Genomic DNA, 19,075 nt, shown 5'->3' with positions numbered 1-19,075 from the left:
TCTCGTGGCGCAGCCTGCTTTTCTCGCGGCACGACCTGCCTCCCCGGCAGGGCGGCCTGTCGGCGCAGCCGGCTCGCCATGCCGCAAGGAGGTCACCGCCCCCACTCGTTGTCGATGACAATTAATCGAAGCCGACCGCGCAAAAACCGAGGCCAGCCCCCGAATTCCTCGGCCCCCGCCTCCAATTATTGAAATCGACACGGCCGGCATCCGGCGTGATCCCTGAGGCCATACGACCCTCACGGATAGGCGGATAGCGACCATGCCCGATTTGAAGACCGCCCCACATTCGAAGACCGCCCCAAGCGGCCGCCGCCGGATCTCGTCCGGCAGCGAATTCGAGCGGCGCTACAGCTACAGCCGCGCGGTGGTGGTCGGGCCGCATATCATGCTCTCCGGCACGACCGGCTACGACTATGCGACGAGCACGCTGCCGGCAGGCGCACGCGAACAGACGCTGCAGCTTTTCACGAATGCAGCGACGGCCTTCGCCCAGGCCGGTGCGAGCCTGACTGACGTCGTACGCGTGCGGATGTATATCTCCGGTGCGGAACACTACGAGACCGTGATGGCGGTCTTCGCCGAGACCTTCCGCGGCATCGACCCAGCCTGCACCACGGTCGAGGCCGGGCTGTTCGACCCGGCGATCGTCGTCGAGATGGACATGGACGCCGTCAGCGATGCCGGCGCTTAGTCTCTATTCGCATGTGCCCGACGATGTGATCGCGCAGATCGGGCCGCGGCCCTGCGCCTTTCCCCATCGGGTCGATGCCGTCATCATCGGCGGTGGCATCGTCGGGGCGTCCTGCGCCTATGAATTGTCGCGGAAGGGCCTGAGCGTCGCGCTGGTCGAGCGCGACAAGATCGCTTCCCAGCAGTCGGGCCGCAATTGGGGCTTCGTGCGTACGCAATACCGCGACCCGGCCGAATTGCCGCTGGCGGTCGAGGCGCTCTCGATCTGGCCGACGCTGGAACGGGAGCTTGGCCGCGAGATCGGCTGGCGCCGCAGCGGCTGCGTCTTCGTCGCCGAGAACGAGGCTGAGTATGAGACCTTCGCGCAGTGGCAGGCGGCGACCAGGGAGATCGCCAGGGATGCGCGGATGCTGAATTGCGACGAGGCCCGCGACTTGCTGCCGGCGCTCGCGAGCAAGGTTCCCGGCGCGCTCTTCACGGCCTCGGACGGACAAGCCGAGCCAGCGCTGGCGACGCTGGCGCTTGCACGCGCCGCCGAGGACAAGGGCGCCCTCATCCTGGAGGATTGCGGCGCGCTTGCCATCGAGACGACGGGCGGGCGCATCACCGGCGTACTGACCGAGCATGGGCTGATCGGCTGCGCGACCGTGGTCTGCGCGGCGGGCGCGCAGGCGCATCGCTTCCTCAAGCCGCTCGGCCTGACGCTGCCGCAGCAGATCGTCCGCAGCACGGTCTCGCTGACCGCGCCCGTGGCGGAATTGAGCGCGCCCTGTTTCTGCGGCTTCGGGCTCGGCCTGCGCCAGCGGGCGGACGGCTCCTGCATCCTCGCCGCCGATTCCAGCTCCGATATCGATGTGACGCTCGATTCGATGCGCGCCGCCGGCTATTTCCTGCCCGAACTGCTCAGGCACCGCAAAGGCTTCGCCCTGCGGCTCGGCCGCCCCTTCATCGACGATGTCCATGCCCGCATCGCCCTGCCGGAGCATGAGCGCCTGGTCACGCCGCGGCGCCCGCGGATTCCCGCCAATGCGCAAAGGGCCGCCGATACGGCCGGGCTGTTCGCGCGCCTGTTCGAGGGCGCCGGCCAGGCCCGGATCGTGAAATCCTGGGCCGGGCAGATCGATGTGCTGCCGGACGCGCTGCCCGTCATCGACGCGCCACGGACAGTTCCCGGCCTGATCGTCGCAACCGGGTTCTCGGGCCACGGCTTCGGCCTCGGCCCCGCCGTCGGCCGCCATGTCGCCCGGCTTGCCGCGGGCGAACAGGCCGGTGAGGCGATCCTGCCGTTCCCGCTCGATCGCTTCGTCAAGGGCGCCTATTCGCGCCCGCACGCGCCGCTTTGACCAATCGCCGCACGGAGATCGCCATGATCCATGAAAGCCCGGCCTTTTACCAAGCCGTCGCCGACAGGCTCCCGCTTCCGACCAAGGCCTTCATCGATGGCCGCTTCGTCGCGGCGAAGTCGGGCGCGGTGATCGAGACGGTCAACCCGGCGACTGGGCAGGTTCTCGCGGCCGTCGCCCATTGCCAGGCCGAGGACGTCGACCGCGCTGTGGCGGCCGCGCGGCGCGCCTTCAGGAGCGGCGTCTGGTCGCGCATCGCGCCCGAGGCGCGCAAGGCCGTCCTGCTGCGTTTCGCCGAGCTGATCCGCGCCAACAGCACCGAACTCGCCGTGCTCGAAAGCCTCGACAGCGGCAAGCCGATCAGGGACTGCCTGAATGAGATCGCGATCGAGGTGCCCGACACCTTCCAGTGGTATGCCGAGCTGATCGACAAGAGCTTCGGCAAGGTCGCGCCGACCGGCGAGCAGGCCTGCGCGATGATCGTGCGTGAGCCGATCGGCGTCGTGGCGGCGGTGCTGCCCTGGAATTTCCCCTTGCTGATGGCCGCCTGGAAGCTGGCCCCGGCTTTGGCCAGCGGCTGCTCCGTCCTCGTCAAGCCAGCCGAGCAGACCTCGCTATCGATCCTGCGGCTGGCCGAACTCGCCGAGGAAGCCGGCATACCCGCCGGCGTGCTCAACATCCTGCCGGGGCTGGGCGAAACCGCCGGGGCGGCAATCGGCCGCCATGGCGATATCGACGCCGTCTCATTCACCGGTTCGACCGAGGTCGGGCGGCTGTTCCTGCGCTACGCCGCCGACAGCAACCTGAAGTCGATCGGGCTCGAAATGGGCGGCAAGAGCCCCTTCATCGTCCTCGACGACGCCGAGTTGTCGCCTGAGATGATCGACAACGCAGTCATGGCCGCCTTCTGGAATGGCGGCCAGAACTGCTCGGCAAATATGCGCCAGATCGTCGATCGGTCACGGCAGGAAGAGTTCCTCGATCGCGTCGTCGCACGCGCCAAGGCCCTCGTCATCGGCGCACCGCTCGACCCCGCAACCGAGCTCGGCCCGCTGATCACCCGGGAGCATCGCCGCCGCGTGCTCGACCATGTCGAGAGCGGCCATCGCGAAGGCGCGAGGGCGGTGCTCTCGGGCTCAGCTTTCGACAGCGATGCGCCGGGCAGCTTCCTGGGGCCGACGGTCTTCGCCGATCTTGCCCCGGGGATGACGATCGCGCGGGAAGAGATTTTCGGGCCGGTGCTCGGCGTGATGCCGGTCGACGGCATCGAGCAGGCGCTCACGGTCGCCAATGGCAGCGAATACGGGCTGCATGCGACGGTCTACACCAGGGATATCGACCGGGCCCTGTTCATGGCGCGGCGCTTGGCCTGCGGCACCATTGCGGTCAACGGCTTCACCGAAGGCGACCTGAAGACGCCGTTCGGCGGCTATAAGCGCTCCGGTTCGCTCGCGCGCGACAAGGGCACGGAGGCGATGGCCCAATATCTCCAGACGAAGACGATCTGGATCAGCCTCGACGGCAAATACACCTCGATCCCCGGCTGAGCCCGGCGCGCGAACGCAGCTACTTTATACAATAACGAATTTTATCGTGCTTGTAGGCTGTCCCGTTGGTCATCACAGTGCTAGCTGTCGCATAGAGGCTAGCTTTCGGGGGAGGTGCCGCGTGAACGTTCAGAACTCCGCACTCGGCGCGCCGGTCGAAAGAAAAATTCCAAATCCGATCGACAAGCATGTCGGAAGCCGTGTCCGCATGCGCAGGATGCTTTTGAAGGTCAGCCAGGAGCGGCTCGGCGATGCGCTCGGCCTGACCTTCCAGCAGATCCAGAAATACGAAAAAGGCACCAACCGCATAAGTGCCAGCCGCCTGCAGCAGATCGCCAAGGTGCTCGACGTGCACGTGTCCTTCTTCTTCGAAGGCGCCCCTTCCGGTGACATGCCCGATGGCCGCTTCTCGGCCGCCGCCTCGACGGCCTATGTCTCCGACTTCCTGACGACCAGCGAAGGCGTGCAGCTGACCAAGGCCCTGATGCGGATCAAGAGCGACCGCGTCAGGCGGCGCGTCGTCGAGTTGGTCGAGGCGATGGCCGAGGACGACGACGGGAGCACCTGAGCGTTCGAACGCAAGAGCACTGTTTTAGCGCGATTCCGAGCGAACCGAGGTCCGCTTTCCTCTAAGACGCGATAGCAGCGCCAAGTCCTTACCGGTCGAGCGAGCTCTGGCCACGAATCCCGCCGGCGGCCAGCGAAGCCTGTGCGCCCTCAAGTTTCGCGAGCTCGATCTCGACCTCTTTCTGGGCGCGCTCCAGGATGCTGCAGAGCAAGGGGCTTCCGAGGATATTCGCTGCCGCCGCCAGTTTCGGAATATCCTTCGCGAGGATCGTCAGCGCCTGAGCCTTGGCCTTGTCCTTAGCCTTCGTCATAAGCGCGCCTCGAACGCAAACAGCGGCGGGAATTTAGAGCAGGATGCGAAAATCCGGGAGCCGGTTTTTCGCATCCTGCCCTAACTTTTCGATGAAAGACCGCTTCAGACTCAGCTGGGATCACTTGGTGATCCCAGCTGAAGTCATCCGGCTCTCGAGAGGCAAGCTGGATAAATCTACGAGGCCAGCCTCGTCACCGCTCCCGGAGTGAAGAAACTCATTATTTTCTTGCGCTCCATGTAGTGTTCTATCTCGGCGGGACTGACGAATTCCTCGCGGAACCAGGGATATAGCGAGGCGTCGAAGGACTGCACGACCCAGTCGATCGTCTGCCGGATATGGCGCAGCTCGGCCGCCTGCGGGTGGTAGGCGAGCCAGATATCCCGCCGGAGGGCGAAGTCCTTGGCGACATGGACGAGCCCGCTCGAGACGATGGGCGCATAGGTCGGCAGAGCCGTCACGCCCCAGCCGCTCAGTGCCGCCACGAACTGGGCGGAGCTGATATCGACCCGCATATTGACGAAGCGGCGCTTGTCCTCTCGGGTCATTTCCTCCTCGACCCTCTCGCTCCTGATCTGCGGAGCCTCGATCTCGACGAAGTGGTAGTCGGCGATGTCAGCCTTGCTGGCCGGCGCTCCGTATTCCTCGACATAGCTCTGCGCCGCATAGAGGACGACGTGGAGATAGCCGATACGCCGGACGATCAGATTGGGGTCCGTCGGCTTGTCCAACTGGATCGCCAGGTCGACCTCCAGCTCCGAGATGTTCGGCGCCGTCATCGAGCATTTCATATCGAACTGGATGTCGGGATGGGCCCGACGCAGATTGCCGAACATCGGCGTCAGCCAGAAGGCGCCGAGGCCCTCGGTGATGCCGACGCGCGCAGTCGGCTTCAGGTCCCGCCTGCCCCGCATCGAGAGCGCGCCGAAGACCTTGGCCTGCTTCTGGATTTCCTCCGCCGCCGCAATCAGGCGCTCACCGGTCTTGGTCAGCGACACGCCGGCGGCCGAACGGTGGAACAGGACCGCACCGGTCTGCGCTTCGAGGTCCATGATTCGGCTGCGGAGCGCCTTCGCGGAGTGCCCGGTCGCCGCAGCAACGGCGCGGATGCTGCCAAGCCGCGCGAGTTTCAGAAAGATTCGAATGTCGTCCCAATTGAAATTCACCTCATTCCCACCCGGGGGGTGAGAACTTTTGGAAACCACGTGCCTCATTTTCGACTTATCCCCGACTCCAGAGATTAAGGTTAATCTAACCTTGTTGCGTACCTAGTTCCTCGTATCCAGAAGGATTTGCGTCATGGGGTTCCACTATTCGCTGAAGGAGCACTTCAATATTGCGCAAACTCAGCGCAATTTCCGCACGCTCGACTACACGAAATACGGGCGTGGATACACGACGTTCAGCCCGACAAAGGGAATCATCGACTATTCAATGAGAATGGCAAGCGCCGATATACCCGGCCTGTCAACTCTTGAGCGGGTTATGAACGTGTTTCAGCATAATCCGGATACGATTTCAGCTTTCTCGCGCGGCTGGTCTGACGACCCCAAGGCCACGCCGATCGGTATCCTGGCGCATCTGCCGCTGAATCAGGCTGGCGCGCGTGCGCTCTTCACCGGCGCACTGGACACCGCCAACCCCGATCTGAAGTTCATCTGCCGGCCCAGCGAACGTGCCGCCGTGCTCTACTTCTGGTTCATCTACCTCCCGGAGGGTCAGGGCGGCGGCATCTCGCTCGTGATGGAGCGCATGACCAGCGACAAGAACCGGGGCCTGCCGGTCTTCTGCAAACCGGCGAACAGGAAGGCTCAGACCTTCTTCGAGAAGATGGGGTTCGTCATGGGCGCAGCCTATGACGGGTTGAAATCCTACCAGCTGATGAGCTGCGCCCTGCCCGACCCTGCCGCCGGCCGCAGGCCCTATGACAACTTCATTCCGGGCCTGAACGCCGGCACGAAGAAGACCTCCGTCACCGTCGTGCACTCCGCCGACGACCTCCTCAAATGCATTGCCATTCGCGGAGCCGCCTATGTCGAGGACCGTAGCGTTCCCTATGCCGAGGACGTCGACGGCAACGACTACACGGCGACACATCTGCTCGGCTATGTCGGCGACGAGCCGGCGGGCTGCATCCGGCTGCGTTACTGGGCCGACTTCATCAAGATCGAGCGGCTTGCTGTCCTGCCGCGCTGCCGGGGCGGCCTGGCGCTCGATCTGGTGCGGGCGGCGCTCGCCTTCGGCCAGGACAAGGGCTATCGGCGCTTCTACGGGCAGGCCGCCTTCCCGGTCTCGAAGATCTGGGAGCGCTTCGGATTCAAGCGCCGCCCGGGCTCGGGCCTCTCCTATCTGACCGACGAGGTCTATTACGAGATGGACCTCGTCACCGAACCGTCAGACCGGCGGCTTACGCCCGATTCGGGCGCCGCAGTGCTCGTCCGACCGGAAGGCCAATGGGACCGTCCCGGCCCGCTGGAAGCCAGGGCGGAGACCCCCGATCTCCCCGATAAATCCCTCGGTTCCGGCGAATGGATCCCGGGTGTGAGCCCGACCACGCTCTATCCCGACAAGGATATCCCCGGCTGCGTCAATCCCTTCTACGGGGAGTCCCCCTCCTGCGGGACAGATTCCTGGCCACCCCTGATCTACGGACGACTACAAGGAGTGAATGATGCCGCCGACTGACATCACGCAGCCGACAGCGATCTCCGAAGCCGAGATCGATGCAATGATCGGGATGACCGAATATCTCATCGAGGAAGCCGTCAAGGTGAGCGCGGTTGCAACCGCACTGCTGGGCCTGGCGAAGGGGGAGCTGCTTGCCAGCAAGATGATCCTGAGAGGCGAGGTCGCCTCTCTGAACGGACGCGCGGCCAGATTGATGTGACGCGAAACCCGCTGCGAGATCCGCAGCGGGTTTTCGCATGACGCCATCAGGACAGCGGTGCGACGAGAGCAGGATGCGAAAAAATGGGAACCGGTTTCTCGCATCCTGCTCTCGCTCTTAGATGAGAGCCGGATTCAGATTTCTTCCGGCTCCAGGACCGCGCCGGGGTTCAGGATGCCGAGCGGATCGAAGGCGTTCTTGATTCCGGCCATGAGTTCGAGCGTCTCGGGTTGGGTGGCCCGGCGCAATGCGCCGACAAGGGAACGGCCGACGCCATGCTCGGCCGTGATGCTGCCGCCGAACTGGCTGACGATCTCGAAGATGCAGGCATTCACGCTCGCGGCCAGCGCCGCGAAGGCCGCATCATCCTGGAACCCGCCCTTCCCGAATAGCAGAATGACGTGGATGTTGCCGTCGCCGACATGGCCAACGAAGAGGGGCTGCGCGGTCGGGAAGCGCTCCGCAGCGGCGCCCTGCACCGCTGCGATGAAGCGGGGAACATCCGCAGTCGCGACGCTGGTGTCGTGCGAGACGCTCGGGCCCGCGCGCTTGTTGGCTTCCGAGACGGCGAAACGCAGATGCCAGAGCGCCTTGGCCTGGGCGCCGCTCTGCGCGACGACCGCATCGCTCAACACACCGGCATCGAAAGCGAGCGCCAGCGCGCGCGTCAGAACCTGCTCCATGGCGGCATCCGACGCGCTGTCGGCGATCTCGATGAAGACATACCAGGGATAGCGGCCACCGAACGGGAGCGCCGCCCCGCCGAGGAGATCGAGCGTCAGGCCCATTTCGGCATCGCACATGAGCTCGAAACTCGAGATCCGCTCGCCGGCAACCTCACGCAGCATGGCCAGCAGCCGGATCGCTGCCGTCGGATCCGGGATTCCGCAGAGCGCGGTCGCGCTTGCCTTCGGACTGGCGAAGAGCCTGAACGACGCCGCGGTGATGACGGCCAGGGTGCCTTCCGAGCCGATCAGCAGATCGCGCAGCGCATAGCCCGCATTGTCCTTGCGCAGCGGCTTCAAGCCGTGGATCACGGCGCCGTCGGCGCGCACATATTCGAGACCGAGCACGAGGTCGCGCACCGTGCCGTAGCGGATCACGTTGATGCCGCCGGCATTGGTCGCAACGATGCCGCCGACCTGGCAGGAGCCCTCGCTGCCCAGGCTCAGGGGAAACAGCCGGTTGGCCTTGGCCGCCTCCTGCTGAAGCTGCGCCAGCACGCAGCCCGCCTCAGCGGTCACGCTGTCGCCCTCCGTATCGACCGAGCGGATGCGGTTGAGCCGGCCCAGCGAGAGCACGGCGCATCGGCCGCTCGCATCGGGCGTAGCGCCGGCGGACAGGCCGGTGTTGCCGCCTTGCGGCACGATCGGCGTGCGCGTCGCCGAGGCCCAACGCAGGATCGTCGAGACCTCCGCGACGGAGCGCGGGCGCAGGACCGCCAGGGCGCGACCACGCCTGCGGCCGCGCCAGTCGCCGAGGTACGGCGCCATCTCCTCGGGCGCAGCCAGCACGCAGGACGGGTCGAGCCTCCCGGCGAGCTCGGCGAGCGGCGACATCGGATCAGACCGTACCGGCATCGACGATGAAGTTCTGGCCGGTGCACATGCGCGCGGCGTCCGATGCGAGGAAGAGAACCATCGCCGCGATATCCTCCGGCAGGATCTCCCCCTTGATCGCCTGGGCCTGCTGGGCAGCTTCCCATTTGTCCGGCGTGACCCAATGCATACGCTGGCGCTCGGTCATCACCCAGCCGGGCGTGACGCAGTTGACCCGGATGCCATCAGGCCCCAGCGCCCGCGCCAGCGAGCGGGTGAAGCCGAGCACCGCTGATTTCGCGGTCGTGTAAGCGATCATGTGGGGAGATCCCTTCATCCACGAGGTCGAGCTCAGATTGATCAGCGCGCCGCCGCCAAGCGCGCGCATATCGGGAGCAAGCGCCTGGGCGACGAACATCATCGGGCGCAGATTCACCGCGAAACGGTCGTCCCAATATTCTGATGTCACGGTCTCGAAGGCATGACGCTCGTCATGGCCGGCATTGTTGACGCCGATCGAGAACGGGCCGCAGGCCTCGCGCGCCGCCATGATCGCTCCTTTCGTCGCGGCGATGTCGCGCAGATCGACGGGCTGGAACGAGACCGTTCCGCCGGCCTCAGCCAACTCCATAGCCAGAGCTTCGCCGCGCTCGCGATCCTGGTCGAGAAAGGCGACCCTGGCCTTCTGGCGAATAAGCGCCACGACGATCGCCCGACCGATCCCGTCTGCCCCGCCGGTGACGAGCGCGGCGCGGCCGGCGAGATCGGGATAGATCGCCTGCGCGCTCATGCCGCGAATTCCGAAGCCGGCAGGCCGGGAACATCGACCGGCAACGTGAACAGGCCACCGGAGAAAGGCGCCTCCGCCAGGATGCGCGACGGCAAGCGGACGCGCGCGCTGGTGATGAACAGCGTCTTCAGATCGTCGCCGCCGAAGGCGACGCTGGTCGGGCGCGGAATCGGCAGGCGGACCTCGCGCGCCAGCACTCCGTCAGGCGCGTAGCGGTGCAGGCACCAGCCGTCCCAGACCGCGCACCAGACGAAGCCTTCGCTGTCGACGGCAAGACCATCGGGGCGGCCGATGGTGGCATCGATCTCGGCGAAAACGCGGCGACGCGCGAGCTGGCCCGTCTCCATGTCGAAATCATAGGCGTAGATGCGGCCCGGCGCGGAATCGGCGAAATAGAAGGTCCGCCCGTCCGGGCTCCAGTCGAGGCCGTTGGCGACGGTCAGGCCGCTTTCCCGGCGCTCCCAGGTGAGATCGGGCGCGATCGCATAAAGCGAGCCGCTGGTGCGGCTGGCATCGAGCCGCATCGTTCCGGCCCAGAGACGCCCGCGCCGGTCACATTTGCCGTCATTGAAACGGTTATCGGGAATCTCGGCCTCCGGATCGACCAGGGGGCTCAGCGCGCCGCTGGCGAAATCGAAAGCCTCGAGCCCGTCCTGCGTCAAGGCGACAAGTCCGCCGCCGCGGCGCTCGACCACCGCGCTGACCAGGCGCGGCAACATGACCTCCTCATTGGCCCGCGTCGCGGGGTCGAAGCGGTTGACCGAGGGGGCGAGGATATCGACCCAGTAGAGCCGCTTCTCCCGCGCCGACCAGACCGGTCCTTCCGCCAGATGCGCGCCCCAGGGCAGCACGCATTCGACCTGCGGATCGGTGGCGCGGCCAGACCGCGTGCTCGGCGTGATGTTCATCGGCGTGGCGCCGACATTGCCGGAAATCTGCCGGCCGGCGGCCATCAGATCACGCCCGGTGACGTGGAGGCGCTCGCTGGTCAGGCGCGAACTCGGCCCGAACACGCCGATCGCGGCGACCGCACGGCCGGTATGATCGAAGATCGGCGCGGCGACCGAGGAGACGCCCGCGACATGCTCCTCGAGCGAGACCGCATAGCCGCGCGCCCGCGTCAGAGCGAGATCGGCAAGCAGCGCGTCCTCCTGCGTGAAGCTGGCCTCGGTGAAGCGCTCGAGCCTGATCCGGTCGAAGATGGCGCGCTGCTCGTGCGGCTGGGCGAAGGCGAGCAGGGCCTTGCCGCCGGCCGTGCAATGCAGCGGCGCGCGCCGGCCGATCTCGATGCGGAAGCCATAGGCGCCACCGCGGCTGCGCTGGTCGATATAAAGCACCTCGTCATTGTCGATCGCGCAGAGCGCCGCCGTCTCTCGGGTCTCGTCGGCGAGGCGTTCGAGCACGGGAGCAGCGGCGCCGCGCAGATCGAAGGATTCCCAGACGCGGTGCGCCAGCTCGAACAGCCGGTGCCCGAGCCGATAGGTGTTGTCGCTGTCCTCCTGGCGGATGAGCCGGAACAGCACCAGCGTGTTGAGCAGGCGCGCGAGCGTGCCCTTGGGCAGGCCGGTCGCAGCCTGAAGATCCTTGAAACGCGGTGGCGCAGGCGCCTCCCCGATCACGTCGAGCAGATAGAGGCCCTTGGCCAGGGCTGCCGCGCCGATCGGAACGTCGCGTTCGTCCGGTTTCAGGACGTGCGCTTCGCCCGCACTTGTGCCGCCTCTTCGATCATGCGGTCGAACGTCCATCGCGGTTCATATCCCAGTTCAGTCCGAATCCTGGCGTTCGACGTCCGATAGAAGACGCCGCTGCCCGGCAGGTCGATGGTCTTCAGGGGAAGCCCCGTCAACTCCGCCATCCCCGGCAAAGCTGCGGCAAAATCGGCGGGCTCGGTCGCACCGAGATTATAGGTCCGGCCGGCCGCCGCCTCATGGTCGAGCGCGAGCAGGATGCCGTCCACCATGTCGCGGGTGTCGGTAATGTGCATCTGGAAGGGGCGGCCCGCCTCGTTGCGCGACAGCACGAGCGCCTCGCGGCCGTCATCGGCCTGCTTCAACACGGCGACGGCGGCCATGTTGCCGAAGCTCTCCTGCTGCCGGATCTTCGGATGCAGGAAGAAGCGCGGGCCGGAGAAAACGCTCTCGGGATCGAGCAGTTCGGCCGCATCCTGCGTATGCGAAAAGCGCAGGATCGTCGCGGGCACGACGCTGACGCGCTCGAAAAAGCGCACGAGCTCCTCGCCCAGGAGCTTGGTCAGGCCATAGGGCGAGCGCGGCTTCAGCGGGTGATCTTCGTCGAGCGGCAGATAGTCGGGGACGGTCTCGGGATAGACCTCGCCGGAGCTGGCGAAGACGAGGCGACGCGGCTTCACGCGCGCGGCCTCCTCCAGCAGCACGCGCGTGCCCTCGACATTGGCGCGGAACAGCCTGTCGCCGTCAGCCGGCAGCCAGGACATGAAAGCGCCGAGATGGAGGATGGCCTCAGCGCCGCTCACCGCGTCCGAAGCTGCGGCCCGGTCGTCGAAGCCGCCGAGCACGTCGCGATAGGCGGGGTGCTCGATCCCGGCCGGGCGCAGGTCGAAGCCCGTGACCTCGCGGCCGGCATCGAGCAGGCGCCGAACCAGTTTCGAACCGACGCGACCGGCGCTGCCGGTGACGAGAATCCGCGCCGCGACGGTCACCGGATCGCCTCCTGCGTCACCGCGTCGAAGACGTGCAGCCGGGCCGGATCGAAGGAGAGCGTCAAGCGCTCGGCGAGCGGCCGGCCGTCAGGATTGATCAAGCGCGCGATCAGGGCAGTGCCGCGGCCATCCTCCTCGGCGGCCGCATGCGGCGCCTGCCCGACCCGGTTTTCCGGCGGCAGGTCGACATAGACATATTGCTCGCTGCCGAGGCTTTCGACCAGCCGCGGCTGGACCTCGAAGCTGACCGGGCCCGGCCCAGCCGAGATATGTTCCGGCCGCAGGCCGAAGACGGCATCCCGCCCCGCAAGCGTCGAGGCATTCGCTACCAGCAATGGCACCTCCTGGCCGAAGAGGCAGGCCTTGGCGCCATTCCCGGCCGAGGTCACGGGAGATTGCAGGAAATTCATCCCCGGCGAGCCGATGAAGCCGGCGACGAAGAGATTGGCCGGCTCGCGGAACATCGTGTCGGGATGGGCGATCTGCTGGATCTCGCCATCCTTCATGATGACGATGCGGTCGGCCATCGTCATGGCTTCGGTCTGGTCATGGGTGACATAGATGGTGGTGACGCCGAGGCGCTTGTGCAGGGCGCTGATCTCGGCGCGGGTATGGACGCGCAATTTGGCGTCGAGATTGGAGAGCGGCTCGTCCATCAGGAAGGCGAGCGGCTCGCGCACGATGGCGCGCCCGAGCGCGACGCGCTGGCGCTGACCGCCCGACAATGCACGCGGCCGCCGATCGAGCAGATGGTCGATGCCGAGGATTTTCGCGGCCGCGGTGACGCGCCGGTCGATCTCGCCGGCTTCGGTGCCGCGCATCTTCAAGCCGAAGCCCATGTTCTTGCGCACGGTCAGATGCGGATAGAGCGCGTAGTTCTGGAACACCATGGCGATGTCGCGATCGCCCGGCGCAAGGTCGGTGACGTCGCGCTCGCCGATCGTGACCTTGCCGGAAGAGGCCTCCTCGAGCCCGGCGAGGATCTTCAGCATGGTCGACTTGCCGCAGCCGGAGGGGCCGACCAGGACAACGAACTCGCCGTCGGCGATATCGAGGGAGAAATCCTTGAGAACGGTGAGCCCGCCATAGGATTTCGTGACGTGCTCGATGCGTATGCCGGCCATGGTCGGTCCTGGTCCTTACTTGTCCGAGCCGGCCGTGAGGCCGCCGACGAGATAGCGTTCGAGGAAGAGGTAGATCAGCAGGATCGGCAGGGCGACGAGGATCGAGGCGGCCGATATGTCGCTCCAGTTGCTGACATATTCGCCCTTCATCGTGGTGATGCCGAGATTGGCGGTCCAGTTCGTCTGGGCGTTGGTCAAGAAGGTGCGCGCATAGGCGTAGTCCGACCAGGACAGCACGAAGCCGTAGAGCGCAGTCGCCGCCAGGCCCGGCGCCGAGACCGGCAGGATCACCCGGACCATGGCGCCGAGCGGCGAGCAGCCATCGACCATCGCAGCCTGTTCGAGCTCGCGCGGGATCGTGTCGAAATAACCCTTCAGCATCCAGGTGGTGAAGGGGATGATCAGCGTCGCATGCGCCAGGATGATCGACCACAGGCTGCCGATCAGCTCCAGCTGCCTGAAGATGCCGAAGAGCGGGATGACCAGCAGCGTCGCCGGCAGCATTTTCGCGGTCAGGATGAACAGGCCCAGCGATTGGCCGCCGCGGAGCTTGAAGCGCGACAGGCTGTAGCCCGCCAGCACCGACACCGTCATCGACAAGGTGACGGCGCCGATCGCAGCCAGCGCCGAATTGCCGAGCCATTGCAGGATCGGCCGCTCCGCCAGGATCTGGGCGAAGACGCCCCAGCGCGGCCTGTCGGGCCAGAATTTCGGCGGCAACTGGCGCAATTGGTCGGGCTCGGAGAGCGCGGTGACGACGAGCCAGTAGATCGGGAAGACCAACAGCGCGCAGGTGAGGATCGCCGTGGCGTAGAGGAGGACGCTGTCGAGGCGGTTTCGTTTCATGGCCTCGTCCTCACATCGTGTCCGGCGCGCGCGCGATCATCAGCCGGCTGGCGATGACGCAGACGATCAGGGTGATGACGCCGATGGCCGAGGCGTAGCCCATCTTGAAGAAGCCGAAGGCCTGCTCATAAGTCATGATCGAGAGGCTCTGCGTCGCCTTCAGCGGGCCGCCGCCGGTCAGCACGTAGATGATCGAGAAGTCGCGGAAGACCCAGAGCATCACCAGCACGAGCGTGACGCCGAGCACCGGCATCAGCGAAGGGATGGTGATGTTGAGCAGGCGCTGCCAGGCGCTGGCGCCATCGACGCGGGCAGCGTTGTAGAAATCCTCCGGGATCGACTGGAGCCCGGCCAGCAGCATGATCGAGACGAAGGGATAGCCCTTCCAGATCATGACGACGCAGACGACGGCGAAGGAGGCGCTGGGTGAGGAGAACCAGTTGATCGTGGTGTCGACCAGGCCGAGCTTGATGAAGATCCAGTTCATCAGGCCAAAGGAGGAATCGAACAGCCAGGCGAAGATCACGACGGCGATGACCTCGGGCACGGCCCAGGGCAAGGCGACGAGGAGGCGAGCCAGGGCCTGGCCCTTGAAGCGGTTGTTGACGAGGAGCGCGGTCGCCATGCCGAGCAGGAAGCAGCCGGTGCTGACGATGACGACGAGCTTGAAGGTGACCCAGCAGGCGTTCCAGAAATCCTCGGAGGCGAAGAGGCGCTCGTAATTGGCCGTGGTGAAGGGCCGGCGCGGCTGGTCGAGCCTGGCGATGTTGACGTTCTGGAATGAGAGATCGACCGAGACGAAGAGCGGGTAGACGATGATCAACCCGATCAGCAGCACCGCCGGCGCGAGCAGGAGATAGCCGAGCCAATGCCGCCGGCTCGGGCGCGCGAGATCCAGGATTGCGGCTCTGGGCATGGTCGGGGCTTCTCCCTGTCGAAGCGTGTGGCGCGACATACCCCCTCTCCCCTTGCGGGAGAGGGTTGGGGTGAGGGGTCGCGCCGCCCTCGCGGGTTGGCGGATCGCAGAGCCAACCAGACAGCGCACGGCCACCCCTCATCCGCCCCTTCGGGGCACCTTCTCCCGCAAGGGGAGAAGGGAAGTTCACTGCTTCTGCAGCGCCTCGGCCTTCCGCTGCATCGTCGCTGCCACGATTTTCGGATCGAGATCCTGGATGATCATGCGCTGCGATTCCTCCATGACCATCTTGGCGAACTCGTTGAAGACGAGCTCCAGGCCCTTGGGGATACGGTCGACCTTGGCGTCGGCCGCCGCCTTGGTCGCCTGGACCAGCAGGTCGAAATGCGGCGTCTCCTTGGAAGCGGCCGAGACGTCGGCGCGCGGGCTCGGCGGCGGCGAGGCGCCCAGCGTCGCATAGCTGCTCTGGAACTTGTCGGAGGTCGCGATCTGGATGAAATCCCAGACCAGCTTCTTGTTGTCCTTGGGGATGTCGCTGGCGATGCCGAGCACGTTCGAGGAACCGCCGACAGGCGGGCTGAACGGCGACATGGCGAGCTTGATCTGGTCCTTGGCCTTGCCCTTCTGGATGATCGGCCAGAGCCAGGGCCCGTCCGTCTTCAGGGCGATCTTGCCATCGGCGAACATCTGGCGGACCTCGCCGGCAGCGAGATCACGCGGCGTCAGGCTGTCCTTGACGATGGTCTTCCAGCGGGAAAGCCCCTCGACCATCTGCGGCGTGTCGATCGTCACCTTGCCGGCGTCATTGGTCCAGCGCCCGCCGGCGTCGAGCGTGTAGTTCATCATCTCGCTCATATACTGGCCGCCGCCGCCCTTGGTCTCGTGGCCGGTGCCGAACTGGTCGATGATGCCGTCGCCGTTCAGGTCCTTGGTGAGCTTGCGCGCGGCCGCCAGGAACTCGGCGTAGGTCTTCGGGACCTCCAGCCTCTCCTTCCTGAGCATCTCCTCGTTATAGGCGAGGAAATAGCCGAAATAGAGCATCATCGTGCAGACGGTCTGCTTGTTGAAGACGCAGGTGTCCTGGCCGGCCCAGCCCTTCATGTCGAGCTTGGCGTCCTTGATGTAGCCGTCGAGCGGCTCCAGCCAGCCGTTGTCCGCGAATTTCTGGAACTCGAAGGAAGCAAGATGGACGATGTCGGGCGGCTTGCCGCCGGCGAAGAGCGTCGTCATCGTGTCGGCATAGGCGCCGCGCTCGACCTTGGTCCATTCGATCTTGACGCCTGGATGGGTCGCCTCGAACTCCTTGATGACCGAGCCCCACCAATCGCCAACGCCGCGCTCATCCTTCTGCCAGGAGACGAATTTGAGCACCTTGCCCTGGGCGAGAGCGGCGCTCGATGCGAACCCCGCCGTCAGCGCCAGGGCGACCGCGGCAGCAGATAGAAACAACCTTGTCCTCGGCATGACGTGACCTCCCCGGTCCTATTTTGTTCTTAGTGTTTGCGCAGAAGCTCCAGCGCGGCCTTGGACGGCTCGACGCCCAGGCCCGCGCCTGTCGGCAAGCTGTAGAGGCCCTGCCGACAATCCATGTCGCCGACGAGCAGGCGGCGATTGGGTTCGAAGATCGAGTGCTGGTATTCGTGGCACTCGACCGCGGCCAGGGCCGAGCTGGCGTGCAGGCTCGCGGCCAGGAACAGCCCGATGCCGATCGTGGCGTGGGGAATGAGCTTGAGATGATGCGCCTGGGCGTAAAGGCCGATGCGCATGAACTCGGTGACGCCCTTGTGCCCCATCTCGGGCTGGACGATCGCGCAGGCGCGGCGCGCCACGCGCGGCACGAGGTCATAGACCGTGCGCCACTCCTCGCCCGCCGCAATCGGTGTCGCGACGCGGGCGGCGACGAGGCTGAGGCCGTCGATATCCTCGGGCTTGACCGGCGCCTCGGCGAACCAGAGGCCATGCGGCTCCATCGCCTTGATGAGCGCGACCGCCTCCTCGCCGCCATGGACCCAATGCATGTCGCAGGCGATGCGCGCTGACGGCCCGAGCCGCGCGCGCAAGCTCTCCATCTCCGCGACCACACCGTCATCGGCGACGGGCGCGGCGAATTTGAAGCTGTCGAAGCCCTGCGCCCGCCACTCAGCCGCAAAATCGGCGCGCTCGCCGCGCGTCGGCCTGGGCAGGCCGGAGATATAGGCCGGCAGGCGCTCATGGCGCTGCCCGCCGAGCAGCTTGACCAATGGCAGGTTTGCAAGCCTGCCGCAGATGTCCCAGAGCGCGATGTCGATCGCCGCCAGCGCGTCGCAATAGAAGCCGCCGGTATAGCCGCGCACCCGCATCAGATCGTAGAGACCGTCATGGATCACGCAGACATCGCGCGGATCGCGGCCGATGACGAAAGGTCCGAGCAGATCGTCGATGATCGCCATCGCGGCGCCGGGTGCGACGATGCCATAGGTCTCGCCCCAGCCGACCGCGCCGCCCGTCGTCTCCACGCGCACGACCACAGTACGGTCGACCACGGGATAGACGGTGCGGTTGCCCTTGCGCACGACATAGCCGCGCGCATTGACGGTCTCGCCCTCGCGCAGCGCGCCGAGATAGGGCACGTCGCGCGGGATGGTGATCGAGAAGACCTCGACCTTGGCGACCCGCTCGCTCATCTCCGCGCTCCGGCGACACGCATGCCGGGTGGAGCCGTCGCCTGCATCAGATCGCCCGCCGCATCGAGCCAGGCGTCGATCTCGGCGAGGTCATGGGCGTCCATGTCAGGCACCTTGGCGCGCACGACCCGGTTGCCGAGAACCCCGCGCCGCGACAGCACATGCTTGGTGAAGGCCATGCGGAAATTCGCCTGGATCACCAGCAGCGGCAGCGTGCGCATATAGAGTTCGCGGGCACGAGCGATCTCGCCGGCGCGGAAGGCGCGGTCCATCGCGACATGGACATCGGAAAGCTCGACCGCCGGCATCGCGCCGCAGACACCGCGATTATATTCGTCGATGAAGTAGCGCGCCCCGCCGCCGCCGATCACGCCCTTGAGATGGGCAGGCTTGCCGGCGATGAGCGCCGAGATCGCCAGCCCCGAGGGCAGCGTCTCCTCCTTGACATAAGTGATGGCGCGGTTGCCGCGGACGATGTCGAGGATCGTCTCGGGCTTCAGATCCGAGCCGCGCGGCGCCGGCGCGTTCTGCAGGACGATCTCGAGGCCGGGCACCGCGTCGGCGATGCCCCTGTAGAAGGCGGCGACGGCCTCGAAGCCGGCGCCGACGCTCCTGGGCGCCTGGATCATTACGGTCGAGACACCGAAACCCATCGCCTCCCGGGCATGGCCGACCGCCTCCGCGACGCTGGCGGCGCTGGCCCCCGCGACGATCGGAACCCTGCCGGCGACACGCTCGACCACGACCTTCAGCAAAGCCGCCCGTTCCGCCGCAGTGAGATCGTCGACCTCGCTGGCGAAGCCGGGGAAGACGACGCCGTCCACACCGGCGCCAAGCGCGAAATCGGTGACCCGCGCCATGGCGGCGGCATCGATGCCACCTTCCGCCGTGAATGGCGTCGGCAGCACCGGAAGGATGCCCTGCAACACGACCTAACCTCCCGTTGATCCATATGTTGGATCGATTGTTATTGTATATGGATCGTAGTTTGCGCCCCCGATCAGGTCAAGCCGCGTCACGGCGGTCCCCGGCAGCCTCGGCGACAGGAGCGTCGTCGAGGCTGCCGAAGCCGAGGTTGCGATTCGAGGTTGGCGATGGGGAACGCGGGAGGCCACGCAGAGGGCGTCGGCGACAGCGCGTTGCTTGCGCTCGGAACCGCGCCGTTATTCCGGG

18 protein-coding genes are annotated in these 19,075 nt (G+C 66.1%); 6 read left to right on the top strand and 12 right to left on the bottom strand.

What is annotated here, in order from left to right; all coding sequences use genetic code 11:
- Nucleotides 1–262: 262 nt before the first annotated feature.
- From CYD53_RS08590 to CYD53_RS08575, 4 genes are all read left to right on the top strand, one after another.
- Entirely contained in the window at nucleotides 263–694 is a 432-nt protein-coding gene (locus tag CYD53_RS08590; RefSeq protein ID WP_103717661.1) for a Rid family hydrolase, read from the top strand.
- On the top strand, nucleotides 681–2,036 hold the full coding sequence (locus CYD53_RS08585) for an NAD(P)/FAD-dependent oxidoreductase (RefSeq protein WP_103717660.1): 1,356 nt from the start codon (nucleotides 681–683) through the stop codon (nucleotides 2,034–2,036). The genes CYD53_RS08590 and CYD53_RS08585 overlap by 14 nt, the downstream gene beginning before the upstream one ends.
- 23 nt (nucleotides 2,037–2,059) lie before the next feature.
- Nucleotides 2,060–3,583: an aldehyde dehydrogenase gene (locus CYD53_RS08580; RefSeq protein WP_103717938.1), complete on the top strand. Its 1,524-nt coding sequence runs from the start codon at nucleotides 2,060–2,062 to the stop codon at nucleotides 3,581–3,583.
- Between the two features lie 208 nt (nucleotides 3,584–3,791).
- Nucleotides 3,792–4,151: a helix-turn-helix domain-containing protein gene (locus CYD53_RS08575; protein WP_103717937.1), complete on the top strand. Its 360-nt coding sequence runs from the start codon at nucleotides 3,792–3,794 to the stop codon at nucleotides 4,149–4,151.
- A gap of 88 nt (nucleotides 4,152–4,239) precedes the next feature.
- On the opposite strand, the gene CYD53_RS08570 is transcribed toward CYD53_RS08575, so the two are convergent.
- Together CYD53_RS08570 and CYD53_RS08565 are read right to left on the bottom strand one after the other, a co-directional pair.
- Nucleotides 4,240–4,461 (bottom strand): hypothetical protein, encoded by a 222-nt coding sequence (locus tag CYD53_RS08570; RefSeq protein WP_103717659.1) that lies wholly within the window; start codon nucleotides 4,459–4,461, stop codon nucleotides 4,240–4,242.
- A 176-nt stretch (nucleotides 4,462–4,637) separates the two neighbouring features.
- Nucleotides 4,638–5,675 (bottom strand): LysR family transcriptional regulator, encoded by a 1,038-nt coding sequence (locus CYD53_RS08565; protein WP_103717658.1) that lies wholly within the window; start codon nucleotides 5,673–5,675, stop codon nucleotides 4,638–4,640.
- A gap of 271 nt (nucleotides 5,676–5,946) precedes the next feature.
- Here CYD53_RS08565 and CYD53_RS08560 point away from each other — a divergent pair, with 271 nt between their 5' ends.
- Together CYD53_RS08560 and CYD53_RS08555 are read left to right on the top strand one after the other, a co-directional pair.
- Nucleotides 5,947–7,146 (top strand): GNAT family N-acetyltransferase, encoded by a 1,200-nt coding sequence (locus CYD53_RS08560; RefSeq protein WP_103717657.1) that lies wholly within the window; start codon nucleotides 5,947–5,949, stop codon nucleotides 7,144–7,146.
- Nucleotides 7,133–7,348 carry a hypothetical protein gene (locus tag CYD53_RS08555; RefSeq protein WP_146055858.1) on the top strand — a complete coding sequence of 72 codons (216 nt, stop codon included), beginning with the start codon at nucleotides 7,133–7,135 and terminating at the stop codon, nucleotides 7,346–7,348. Before CYD53_RS08560 ends, CYD53_RS08555 begins: the two co-directional genes overlap by 14 nt.
- 134 nt (nucleotides 7,349–7,482) lie before the next feature.
- Here CYD53_RS08555 and CYD53_RS08550 read toward each other — a convergent pair whose 3' ends face one another.
- From CYD53_RS08550 to CYD53_RS08505, 10 genes are all read right to left on the bottom strand, one after another.
- The gene (locus CYD53_RS08550) at nucleotides 7,483–8,907 is read right to left on the bottom strand and encodes an FAD-binding oxidoreductase (RefSeq protein WP_181011766.1); all 1,425 of its coding nucleotides are present in this window, start codon (nucleotides 8,905–8,907) and stop codon (nucleotides 7,483–7,485) included.
- 4 nt (nucleotides 8,908–8,911) lie between these two features.
- On the bottom strand, nucleotides 8,912–9,676 hold the full coding sequence (locus tag CYD53_RS08545) for an SDR family NAD(P)-dependent oxidoreductase (protein ID WP_103717654.1): 765 nt from the start codon (nucleotides 9,674–9,676) through the stop codon (nucleotides 8,912–8,914).
- The gene (locus tag CYD53_RS08540) at nucleotides 9,673–11,421 is read right to left on the bottom strand and encodes an SMP-30/gluconolactonase/LRE family protein (RefSeq protein ID WP_103717653.1); all 1,749 of its coding nucleotides are present in this window, start codon (nucleotides 11,419–11,421) and stop codon (nucleotides 9,673–9,675) included. The genes CYD53_RS08545 and CYD53_RS08540 overlap by 4 nt, the downstream gene beginning before the upstream one ends.
- Nucleotides 11,361–12,353, bottom strand: a complete 993-nt coding sequence (locus CYD53_RS08535; RefSeq protein ID WP_103717652.1) for an NAD-dependent epimerase/dehydratase family protein — start codon at nucleotides 12,351–12,353, stop codon at nucleotides 11,361–11,363. The genes CYD53_RS08540 and CYD53_RS08535 overlap by 61 nt, the downstream gene beginning before the upstream one ends.
- Complete coding sequence (locus CYD53_RS08530; protein WP_103717651.1) at nucleotides 12,350–13,477, bottom strand: ABC transporter ATP-binding protein; 1,128 nt, start codon at nucleotides 13,475–13,477, stop codon at nucleotides 12,350–12,352. The genes CYD53_RS08535 and CYD53_RS08530 overlap by 4 nt, the downstream gene beginning before the upstream one ends.
- Nucleotides 13,478–13,492: 15 nt before the next feature.
- Nucleotides 13,493–14,323: a carbohydrate ABC transporter permease gene (locus CYD53_RS08525; RefSeq protein WP_103717650.1), complete on the bottom strand. Its 831-nt coding sequence runs from the start codon at nucleotides 14,321–14,323 to the stop codon at nucleotides 13,493–13,495.
- Between the two features lie 10 nt (nucleotides 14,324–14,333).
- A complete protein-coding gene (locus CYD53_RS08520; RefSeq protein WP_103717649.1) occupies nucleotides 14,334–15,239 on the bottom strand; it encodes a carbohydrate ABC transporter permease in 906 nt (301 codons plus the stop codon).
- 186 nt (nucleotides 15,240–15,425) lie between these two features.
- On the bottom strand, nucleotides 15,426–16,703 hold the full coding sequence (locus CYD53_RS08515) for an ABC transporter substrate-binding protein (RefSeq protein ID WP_103717648.1): 1,278 nt from the start codon (nucleotides 16,701–16,703) through the stop codon (nucleotides 15,426–15,428).
- A gap of 29 nt (nucleotides 16,704–16,732) precedes the next feature.
- Nucleotides 16,733–17,902 (bottom strand): mandelate racemase/muconate lactonizing enzyme family protein, encoded by a 1,170-nt coding sequence (locus CYD53_RS08510; protein ID WP_103717647.1) that lies wholly within the window; start codon nucleotides 17,900–17,902, stop codon nucleotides 16,733–16,735.
- Nucleotides 17,899–18,831 (bottom strand): dihydrodipicolinate synthase family protein, encoded by a 933-nt coding sequence (locus tag CYD53_RS08505; RefSeq protein WP_103717646.1) that lies wholly within the window; start codon nucleotides 18,829–18,831, stop codon nucleotides 17,899–17,901. The genes CYD53_RS08510 and CYD53_RS08505 overlap by 4 nt, the downstream gene beginning before the upstream one ends.
- Nucleotides 18,832–19,075: the final 244 nt, after the last annotated feature.

It is taken from the genome of Allobosea psychrotolerans (assembly GCF_002917105.1).
GTDB lineage: Bacteria > Pseudomonadota > Alphaproteobacteria > Rhizobiales > Beijerinckiaceae > Allobosea > Allobosea psychrotolerans.
The sequence above is the reverse complement of the archived record's forward strand: the minus strand, read 5'-3'. Positions and strand labels throughout refer to the sequence as shown.

Coding starts and splice junctions, on each gene's coding strand:
- CYD53_RS08570 (WP_103717659.1), bottom strand. CDS start 4,461: ATGACGAAGGCTAAGGACAAGGCCAAGGCTCAGGCGCTGACGATCCTC.
- CYD53_RS08525 (WP_103717650.1), bottom strand. CDS start 14,323: ATGAAACGAAACCGCCTCGACAGCGTCCTCCTCTACGCCACGGCGATC.
- CYD53_RS08515 (WP_103717648.1), bottom strand. CDS start 16,703: ATGCCGAGGACAAGGTTGTTTCTATCTGCTGCCGCGGTCGCCCTGGCG.
- CYD53_RS08530 (WP_103717651.1), bottom strand. CDS start 13,477: ATGGCCGGCATACGCATCGAGCACGTCACGAAATCCTATGGCGGGCTC.
- CYD53_RS08550 (WP_181011766.1), bottom strand. CDS start 8,907: ATGTCGCCGCTCGCCGAGCTCGCCGGGAGGCTCGACCCGTCCTGCGTG.
- CYD53_RS08590 (WP_103717661.1), top strand. CDS start 263: ATGCCCGATTTGAAGACCGCCCCACATTCGAAGACCGCCCCAAGCGGC.
- CYD53_RS08510 (WP_103717647.1), bottom strand. CDS start 17,902: ATGAGCGAGCGGGTCGCCAAGGTCGAGGTCTTCTCGATCACCATCCCG.
- CYD53_RS08580 (WP_103717938.1), top strand. CDS start 2,060: ATGATCCATGAAAGCCCGGCCTTTTACCAAGCCGTCGCCGACAGGCTC.
- CYD53_RS08560 (WP_103717657.1), top strand. CDS start 5,947: ATGAACGTGTTTCAGCATAATCCGGATACGATTTCAGCTTTCTCGCGC.
- CYD53_RS08585 (WP_103717660.1), top strand. CDS start 681: ATGCCGGCGCTTAGTCTCTATTCGCATGTGCCCGACGATGTGATCGCG.
- CYD53_RS08545 (WP_103717654.1), bottom strand. CDS start 9,676: ATGAGCGCGCAGGCGATCTATCCCGATCTCGCCGGCCGCGCCGCGCTC.
- CYD53_RS08575 (WP_103717937.1), top strand. CDS start 3,792: ATGCGCAGGATGCTTTTGAAGGTCAGCCAGGAGCGGCTCGGCGATGCG.
- CYD53_RS08540 (WP_103717653.1), bottom strand. CDS start 11,421: ATGGACGTTCGACCGCATGATCGAAGAGGCGGCACAAGTGCGGGCGAA.
- CYD53_RS08555 (WP_146055858.1), top strand. CDS start 7,133: ATGCCGCCGACTGACATCACGCAGCCGACAGCGATCTCCGAAGCCGAG.
- CYD53_RS08520 (WP_103717649.1), bottom strand. CDS start 15,239: ATGCCCAGAGCCGCAATCCTGGATCTCGCGCGCCCGAGCCGGCGGCAT.
- CYD53_RS08565 (WP_103717658.1), bottom strand. CDS start 5,675: ATGAGGCACGTGGTTTCCAAAAGTTCTCACCCCCCGGGTGGGAATGAG.